This window comes from Candidatus Sericytochromatia bacterium, from assembly GCA_035285325.1.
In the GTDB taxonomy this organism is placed as follows: Bacteria; Cyanobacteriota; Sericytochromatia; order S15B-MN24; family JAQBPE01; genus JAYKJB01.
Genome location: JAYKJB010000074.1, coordinates 1 through 8,824 on the forward strand (window position 1 = coordinate 1; position 8,824 = coordinate 8,824).

The following is an 8,824-nucleotide window of genomic DNA, read 5'->3' on the forward strand; positions in this document are numbered from 1 at the left end:
TCCGCTCCGAGGTCTTCGGTGAATCCCGCGTCCAGCGTGACCGAGGCATCACTGACGTCCAAACGCTCGATCACGATCTTCTTGATCCGTTCGAACACTTCGCTTTCGCTGGCGACCATTTTCAGAACTCCTCCCGTGAAGGGGCGCATCACGCGCTGAGCATACCATATATCAAGTGGTCAGCCCTCCGTCCACCGCGAACACCTGGCCCGTGAGGTAGGTCCCGTGAGAGACGAGCCAGGTGACCAGGGAGGCGACCTCCTCCGGTCGGCCAACCCGGCCGAGTGGGATCTCCTGCAGCAGGCGCTCACGCTGCGCCGCCTCGAGCCCGTCGAACATGTCCGATGCGATGCAGCCAGGCGCCACGACATTGACCAGGATTCCCCGGTTGGCCACTTCGCGGGCCAAAGCCTTGCTGAAGCCGATCAAGCCGGCCTTGGCGGCGGCGTAATTGGTCTGGCCGACATTGCCCCGCAGCCCGATCACGGAAGACACGTTGACGATGCGGCCGAAGCGGGTCTTCAGCATGGGGCGGAGGGCTGCACGACAGGTATGGAAGGCGGCCGTCAGGTCGGTGTCGAGCACGGCATCCCAGGCGTCGTCGGACATGCGGACCAGCAGCGCGTCACGCGTGATGCCGGCATTGTTGATGAGCACATCGAGGCGCCCTTCGGCCTCGACGATAGCAGCGACCATGGCACGACATGCCTCTCCCACGGAGACATCAGCCTGCAGGGCGCAGGCAAAGCTGCCTGACGCGGTCAGCTCGGCCACCAACTCGTTCGCGGCGGCTTCATCCCGGTAATAATTGATGTAGACCCGTGCACCCTCGGCAGCCAGCGAGCGGGCGATCGCCCGCCCGATTCCGCGCGAAGCCCCCGTCACCAGGGCGACCCGATCGACCAGTTGCACCCTTGCCCCCCAACGGACATGCAGTCCCTAGCCTGGGCTGTCCTGCGACCACTCGCTCACCGGGCCCAGGTCGCCTCGTACCCGACAGGGGCACGCGCCACACGGCTTTCCCTGGAGCACGGGCCGTGGCGCTCAGGCCAGGCCGTAGGTCCGCATGATGCTGGACAGCTTCTCGCCGTAGCTCGGGTCGGTGGCGTAAATGCCGGTGATGCGGCGCGCGAAGGCGTGAGGATCGCGGTCCTGAGCAAAGCCGCTGACAGCCTTGTCGTAATAACCGTTGTGGAACAGCTTTCCGTGGAGCATCACGGCCTCGAAGAAGTCGTTGTAGCGGGCGAAGTTCGCATTGATGTTGACCTTCTTGCCGTCGTAAACCTCCCAGGTGCCCTGGTTGATGGTGCCGGCCGGCCCCTTGCCCTTGATGCCGAAAATATTGAACCCAGGAATGATGTGCTTGCCCCACCCCGTTTCAAGCGCCGCCTGCGCCATGGTCACGGCCGCTGGCACGCCGTAGCGACGCTCGGAGGCTTCCGCGGCCGGCCGCAAGGCTTCCAGGAAGGCCCGCTTGTCGGTCCGCCCCAAACGGGCCAGTTCTTCGGCCGGCATCGCCTTCAGGCGTTCGATCGCCTGGTCGTCGCCTGCGGTCTGAGCGGGAGGAGTCGGCAAGGCCGGCTCCGGCAGACCCGGCACGCCGGGCACGGGGGGAGGCGGAGGTGGAGGCGGGGGCGGGGGAGGTGCCGGCACGGTCGGCGTGCTCGGCCACATGGGCTCCTGCGACGGCACCGCGTGATGTTGCTCCTGCAAGGAACGAATGGCTGTCAAAGCTTCCATGTAGCCCGGCGGATAGGGCGCCGAAACGGTGGGGAGTACCGGAAAACCGCCAAGGCTGAGCGCAGGTGCCGCGGCAGGCAGCGGGACCGGCGGATTGGCAACTGGGGGGATGGGAGCCGCTTGAAGTGTCGAAACCGGCGCGCTGGGCGCGGCCAGATTCGAGGTCAGCGGGGGCGCCGCCGGGAAGACCGCGACGGCGGCCTTGAGTGCCTGCACGGCCGAGGCTGCCTCGGCGGAGGCAGGTGAAGACGGAGAAGCGATGGGAAGCGGGGCGGACACAGACGGAGCCGGTTGTCCAGGCAGCGGGGCGTTGAAAGCGGTGGGCAAGGTCCAGGCGGTGGCCGCCGCGGCTTGCGGCAGGGGCGCGGCAGGGGCGGTCGCGGAGGCGGCCCAGGCATGGGTAGCAGGCCGTGGTGCGGGAGCGACCAGCGGGGTGGCTGAACGGAGGGCAGGCAAGCTTGCTTGCAAGCTTTGAAGCACCATGCCCAGGCGATCGGCCGCGGCCTGCAGGGCAGGCATCAGATCGGCGACCCAGCGCGACGTGTCGCCGGCCGACGCATTCCCGGGGATGGCGAGGGGGAGCGTCGTGGGAGGGTTTGGAATCCAGCGGTCCTGGCCGATCGCTGCTCCAGCGGCAGAAGGCAAGCGCAGATCAGGGGCGCCGCCCCCTCGGGACGGTGCGGCACTTGGATTGGCTGCCCCGATACGCAATGCCTGGACTCCTGCTTCCATCGAACTGCCTGATATGCCATATCGGGCAGTCTCCAGGAAAATCAGGTTGTGTCCATGTTAAACTCAGTTATTTCCGCATTAAATTTTTCATCAATAGGGCTCGGGGTGACGGTAGGTCCGGCGGCCCGATTCGACCAGAGGGAGGCTCCGGTGGCGCGTTTGGTGGTGCCCGAAGCAGACGAGATTCTCGATCAGGCCTTTCCCGTGCTCGACAAGGGCTTCGTGCGCCTGATCGATTACATGGGCGGGGACGCCCGCGTGGTGCAGGCTGCAAGGGTCTCCTACGGCAGCGGCACCAAATCCGTCCGGGAAGATGCGGGCCTGATCAATTACCTGATGAAGAACGCGCACACCAGCCCGTTCGAACAGGTGGTCTTGACCTTCCACATGAAGCTGCCAATTTTCGTGGCGCGCCAGGTGATCCGCCACCGCACGGCCAGCCTGAACGAGATCTCAGGCCGCTATTCAGTCATGAAGGACGAGTTCTACGTCCCGGCCCCCGAACGGGTGCAGGCGCAGAGCCAGCTGAACAAGCAAGGCAGCGGTGAGAGCCTCGCGCCCGACCTTGCCGAGCAGGTGCGTCAGACCCTGTTGAACGAGCAGGCCGGTATCTACGCGAACTACGAGTCGTTTTTGGAACTGGATGTGGCGCGGGAGCTCGCGCGCGTCAACTTGCCCGTCAGCCTCTACACCGAGTGGTACTGGCAAATCGACCTGCACAACCTGTTCCACTTCCTGCGGTTGCGCCTCGACTGGCACGCCCAGATGGAGGTGCGCGCCTATGCCGAGGTGATGGCCGACCTCGCGCGCCGGGTGGCTCCGCTCTGCTACGAGGCGTTCGAGGAACACGTGCTGGAGGCGCGCCGCCTGAGCCGCAAGGAGCTGGCCGCCGTGCGAAGCTTGCTGGCCGGTGAGGCGCCGGAGTTGAGCGAGAAGGCCCGCACCGAACTTGAAGCCAAACTGGGATACACCCTGGCGCCCTTGCCCACGCGGCACTGAAGCACGCCGAACGGGTTTCGCTGAGCCCCGGTAACGACAGCCCCCTGGACGTTCCCTACGGTGCTTGCCGCGGTGCTGCGCTGATCCACCTTGCCCATCCACTGCAGGAGGCCACCGGCAGGATTCAAACGGTGGCCGGTCCTGCCGCGTCCTGAGGAGCAACTGGTCGCGTTGGATTATTTCACCCCGGCTGAGTCGAGGGTGGCCTCTACAGAGGGTAAGTCCGGGGAGTCAGGGGCGATCGCCTTGAAAGAGCGCGGAGTCAGGCTATTTCCCGTGGCCATGCGGTACACGGGGTTATAGATGCCCCGCAGCGTGATGGCGCGTGCGTTGGCCTCGGCGTCCGCTTGGCTGAGAGCGCGGTCGGACTGCCGCAGATCGCTGGTGTACTGCAGGGGGTTGAAAGCCCCCCAGGCGCTCTTCAGCACCGTGGTGCGCGCGAGCGCGGCGTCGATCGAAGCCTGGAACGCGTCAATGGCGGCCTGCTCCTCGGTCGTGACCTTGGAACTTCCGGAACTCGTCGTGTCGGAAGCTGCGGGATCCCCTTGCCCCTTGCCCGGATCGAGCAGACTGGCGACCTCGGTCTCGTAGTTGGAGACCAGCCCAGTCAAACGCAAGATCTCGGGCGGGATGTAGGTCAGCAGGTGCAGGGTCGCCCCCGTCGTCAGCGTGGTGTTGGCATCCACGGGAACCACCACGGGCGGGGCATCCTGGGCGGGCGCCACAGCCAGCGCATAGGCCGTGTAGACCGTGGCGACCGGGCCGGGCGGGCTCAGCTTGGCCTGCACGAAGAACACCAAGGGCGCCTCTTGCTCGAACTTCAGCTGGAACGCGCCCGTTTGGTTGGTCGTCACCCAGCCCGTGAGGGGCTTGCCATCCGATCGGATCGCCCGGACGGTGGTGGAGCCGGGCCACAGATACTCCCGGACACCATTGGCCGACAGGCGCTCCATGGAGGCCAACAGGGGGGTGAGCGCCAGCAGCTGGAGTTTCGCGGGCGGGGGCGCTACGGGGAAGTAGGGGAAACCTGCGATGGCCGCAGCGTTGTTCGTGACGAGACTGCCGCCACTGTTGTTCGAGATAAGACTGCCGCCGCTGTTGTTCGAGATGAGGCTGCCGCCGCTGTTGTTCGAGATGAGACTGCCGCTGTTGTTCGTGACGAGGCTGCCCCCGTTGCTGGAAACGACGCCCGCAACGCCGGGCGTCGCTAAGCTGCCGAGGGGCGGCGTCTCCTTCAGAGCCGTCAGCAGGCTGGCGCCGCCGTTGAGAAGGCTGGGCTTGCCCTCCGCGTTGAAGCTGAGGGCCCCCGTGATCGGATCTCGGGTGGCTGAGCCTGGCACGGTCAGCAGCTGAGAGGCGGTCACCTCCCCGCCGCCGACGCTGCTGCCAAAGGACTGCTGTCCGGGCGTGCCCCCCGCGGCCGCGGTGAGCAGCTCAAGGCCGGCCGTGAGCCCCACCTTGGTGCCATCGGTCAGCAGGAGGTTGGCGCCAATCAGCGCGTCCTTTGTCACGAAATCGGAGGACACGGCCGCCCCACTGCCTGCTTTTTGCGTCGTGACGGCGCTGCTGCCGTCCAGCGCGAGTTGGCCCTGCCGCAGCCAGGCGGGGTCCACGTTGAAGCTGCCCTTGCCCTCGACGGTGACCAGCGCGGCACCGCCTGAAAGTAGGGGCTGGGGGAGCCAGGTGCCCCCTTCGAGGACCTGCAGGCTCTGGCCGGCCCACGTCAACCTCTGGCCATCCGCCAGGGCCTCGTTCTTCAATGTGAGCCGCACGAATGCAGCACCTTCGGGCCCCATCGTGCCGATGGCAACGAGCATGCCATCCTTGAGCCTGCCGGGGTCGACCCGGAAGGTCCCCCGGCCGGGCACGGAGACGGGCACCTCTCCCCCAGCCTGGAAGCCTGGGGGGAGCCAGACGCCACCCTTCTCCACCTTGAGGACCACCCCGTTCCACAAGATGGTCTGGCCCTCCAGCAGCATGACGTCCGGCAACGTGAGCGTCACGAACTGCGAACGCCCGGGAACCCTGGCCGTGCCGGCGGCCACGCGGCCCATCAACTCCGGAGCATCTGTACGGGGGGGCTCACCCACACACCCCCACAGTGGCGCTTGGGCGAGCAGCAGGGAGAAGGCGACCGCCATCTGCTGATGCCTGGACAATTTTGGTTCCTCCGTCGCTTTGGGGTTGCGTTCAGCGAAGCCCCACACAAGCATTTATGCCATTTTTTGCCCTACGTGAAACACCCGCCGGGAAAACCTACGGCAGCCCTCGAGCGGGTAGACGCGACCCTCTGCCCCAGAAGCAGGGTGGGCATCCTGAACCAGTGAGGCCGCGACGCCCGCGACACCCTTCAGCCACGAGGCAACGCAAGACCCACGCTACGATAGACGGCCTGCAATTCGGCCGTGGTCAGCGCCCGCCAGGCGCCCGGGGGCAGGTCCGCCAGCTGAAGCGGCCCGATCGCCGCGCGCCAGAGACGAAGGGTGGGGTGGCCGACGGCGGCCGTCATTCGGCGCACTTGTCGGTTGCGGCCTTCCGTCAGCGTGAGGGCGACCCAGCAGGTCGGAATCGCGGCGCGAAAGCGAATCGGCGGGTCGCGCGGGGGCAGGTCCGGGTCTTCCAGCATCCGGACCCCGGCCGGACGGGTCCGCTGCCCCTGAATCACCACCCCCGCGGCCAGCTGTTCGAGGGCCGCAGGAGTGGGAATGCCCTCAACCTGAGCCCAGTATGTTTTGGGATGTTCGAAGCGCGGCTGGGTCAGTCGGGTCTTGAGGCGGTTGTCCGAGGTCAACAGCAGCAGGCCCTCGCTGTCGTGGTCCAGGCGCCCGGCAGGGTAGACCCCGGGCTGATGGATGAAATGCGACAAGCCCGGATGCCCCGCCTCGTCAGTGAATTGGCTGAGCACGCCGTATGGCTTGTTAAAAACGAGCGTCTGAAACACGGCGAACCCCCGGCGGTGACGGACAGATCCGGTGCTATACTGCCATGGTTGGTCCGTGCGGGCCACTCGCCCCAGGCGCCTTGCCCAGTCTCCGAAGAAGGAGCGGCCTTGCCCCACCCTGCCGGTCCCCCCGAGCCATCCGCCCGCCTCGGCCTGTCTGCTGACGGCCTCCCGCGCGTCGTGGTCACCGGTCTGGGCGTGGTGACCCCGCTCGGCAGCCACGTCTCGGCTTTCTGGGACGGCCTCTGCGCAGGCCGCAGCGCTGTCTCACGCATCGAGAACATCGATGCCAGCGGGTTTCCGGTCCAGATTGCGGCTGAGGTCAGGGACTTCGACCCGCTGGACTGGCTGGAGGACCGCAAAGAGGCGCGCCGGCTGGCCCGTTTCAGTCAATTTGCGGTGGCGGCGGCCCGCCAGGCAGTGACCGATGGCAACCTCCGCTTTTCACCCGAACAGGCTGGCCGCGTGGGGGTTTGTCTGGGCTCCGGCATGGGGGCGCTGGGGGTGATCGAGGAGCAGCACGCCCAGCTATTGCAGCGGGGGCCCGGCCGGGTCAGTCCGTTCACCGTGCCGTTGCTGATCCCCAACATGGCGGCGGGGCACGTGGCGATCGCCCTCGGTGCCAAGGGTCCCAATACCTGTCCCGTGACGGCCTGCGCCTCCGGCAGCCACGCAATCGGCGATGCGTTCGAGATTTTACGTCGCGGAGCGGCCGACGTGATGGTGGCGGGCGGCGCGGAGTCCGTGATCACCCCATTGGGCATGGCCTCCTTTGCGGCTGCCCGGGCGCTGTCGAGCCGGGACGTGCCGCCGGCGGAGGCCAGCTGCCCCTTCGACGCCCGACGGGATGGCTTCGTGATGGGGGAGGGGGCCGGGGTGGTCCTGCTCGAAACCCTGGACCACGCCCTGTCCCGAGGTGCGCGCATCTATGCGGAGCTGGTCGGTTACGGCCTGAGTGCGGATGCGTTCCATATGACGGCGCCTGACCCGGCCGGTGAGGGGCTGACCCGTGCCATGCGAAGTGCGCTGCAGTCCGCTGGCCTCGACCCTGCGCAGGTGGACCACATCAACGCGCACGGCACCTCCACCCCGCTCAACGACGTGGTCGAAACGCGGGCCGTGAAGGCGGTCTTTGGGGAGCACGCCCCGCGCATCCCGGTCAGCGCGATCAAGTCGATGACGGGTCACCTGCTCGGCGCAGCGGGGGGCATCGAGGCGGTCGCGACGGTGCTTTCGATCGCCCACGGGTGCCTGCCCCCCACCATCAACCTGCAGGAGCCCGACCCGGAGTGCGATCTCGACTACGTCCCCCGCCAGGCCCGCCAGCAGCCTGTGCGGGTCGCCATGTCCAACAGCATGGGGTTTGGGGGGCACAACGCCAGTCTGGTGTTTCGAGGCCTGTCATGACTCGTCCCGTGGCCCCCCTGGTCGAGCGGGCCGGCCTGCCCGCGCCGCACGACGATCCGCGCTACGCCGAGGCCCTGACGCACCCCTCGTCGGACCGACGCCCTCATTACGAACGCCTGGAGTACCTGGGGGACGCCGTGCTGAAACTGGTGGTCAGCGAGTGGTTGTTTGCCCGCATGCCCGCCATGAGTGAGGGGAGCATGACCCAGATCCGGGCGCACGCCGTCAGCGATGAAACGCTCGCGCGCGTTGCCCAGGCGCTCGATCTGGGTCCACACCTGATCCTCGGCACCTCCGAGAAACGCTCCCAGGGTCGGGAGAAGACCAGCATTCTGGCCAGTGCCTTCGAGGCCCTGATCGGCGCCGCCCATGTGGTCCATGGCCCCCAGGTGGCAGCCGACTTGCTGAAGCGCTGGCTGGGCCCGGAATTCGACCGGGCCTTGGCCGGGGTGGATCAGCACAACCCCAAGGCCTTGCTGCAGGAATTCACCCAGCGGCGCTGGCAATGCCTGCCGGACTATCAGGTCGAGGCCTCCTCCGAGGCGCAGGCGCATCGCATGAGCTTCCAGGTGACCGTCAGTCTGGCGGGCCGTGAGTTGGGAGCGGGTACAGGCAACAGCAAGCGCCAGGCGAGTCAGGCCGCCGCCGCGGCGGCGATCGCCGCCTTGCAGGCCGCCGGAGAATGGACGGGAGACACCCATGGCTGAGGTTCTGATCGCCCCCTCCTTGCTGGCTGGTGACTTTGCGCGTCTGGGGGAGGAAGTGGCCTCGGTTGAAGCCGCCGGCGCCGACTGGCTCCATCTCGACGTGATGGATGGCGTGTTCGTGCCGAATCTGACCTTCGGCGCGCCGGTGGTGGCGGCGCTGCGTCCGCACACCGCGCTGTTTCTCGATGTCCATCTGATGATCGTCGAGCCGGAACGCCACCTGCAGGCCTTTGCCGAGGCCGGGGCGGATGCGATCACGGTTCACGTGGAGGCGTGCCGTCATTTGCACCGCACCTTG

Annotated in this window: 8 protein-coding genes; 4 read left to right on the top strand and 4 right to left on the bottom strand. The window is 67.2% G+C overall.

Translation table 11 applies throughout. The features are described 5' to 3' along the window. Nucleotides 1–171: 171 nt before the first annotated feature. Both fabG and VKP62_09915 read right to left on the bottom strand, forming a co-directional pair. Nucleotides 172–912, bottom strand: coding sequence for a 3-oxoacyl-[acyl-carrier-protein] reductase (fabG, locus tag VKP62_09910; GenBank protein MEB3197505.1), 741 nt, complete (start codon nucleotides 910–912; stop codon nucleotides 172–174). Between the two features lie 132 nt (nucleotides 913–1,044). Then, entirely contained in the window at nucleotides 1,045–2,385 is a 1,341-nt protein-coding gene (locus tag VKP62_09915) for a glucosaminidase domain-containing protein (protein MEB3197506.1), read from the bottom strand. A 237-nt stretch (nucleotides 2,386–2,622) separates the two neighbouring features. Here VKP62_09915 and thyX point away from each other — a divergent pair, with 237 nt between their 5' ends. Beyond that, entirely contained in the window at nucleotides 2,623–3,471 is an 849-nt protein-coding gene (gene thyX / locus VKP62_09920) for an FAD-dependent thymidylate synthase (GenBank protein ID MEB3197507.1), read from the top strand. A gap of 176 nt (nucleotides 3,472–3,647) precedes the next feature. Here the strand turns inward: thyX and VKP62_09925 are convergent, their stop codons facing one another. Next, a complete protein-coding gene (locus VKP62_09925) occupies nucleotides 3,648–5,630 on the bottom strand; it encodes a hypothetical protein (protein ID MEB3197508.1) in 1,983 nt (660 codons plus the stop codon). 191 nt (nucleotides 5,631–5,821) lie between these two features. Then, nucleotides 5,822–6,412, bottom strand: a complete 591-nt coding sequence (locus VKP62_09930; protein ID MEB3197509.1) for a pseudouridine synthase — start codon at nucleotides 6,410–6,412, stop codon at nucleotides 5,822–5,824. Nucleotides 6,413–6,520: 108 nt separating this feature from the next. On the opposite strand from VKP62_09930, the gene fabF reads away from it, so the two are divergent. The 3 genes from fabF to VKP62_09945 form a co-directional block, all read left to right on the top strand. Then, nucleotides 6,521–7,819, top strand: coding sequence for a beta-ketoacyl-ACP synthase II (fabF, locus tag VKP62_09935; protein ID MEB3197510.1), 1,299 nt, complete (start codon nucleotides 6,521–6,523; stop codon nucleotides 7,817–7,819). After that, nucleotides 7,816–8,526: a ribonuclease III gene (gene rnc, locus VKP62_09940; GenBank protein ID MEB3197511.1), complete on the top strand. Its 711-nt coding sequence runs from the start codon at nucleotides 7,816–7,818 to the stop codon at nucleotides 8,524–8,526. Before fabF ends, rnc begins: the two co-directional genes overlap by 4 nt. Next, the coding region (locus VKP62_09945; protein ID MEB3197512.1) for a ribulose-phosphate 3-epimerase at nucleotides 8,519–8,824 on the top strand (306 nt) is incomplete at its 3' end. The genes rnc and VKP62_09945, both read left to right, overlap by 8 nt.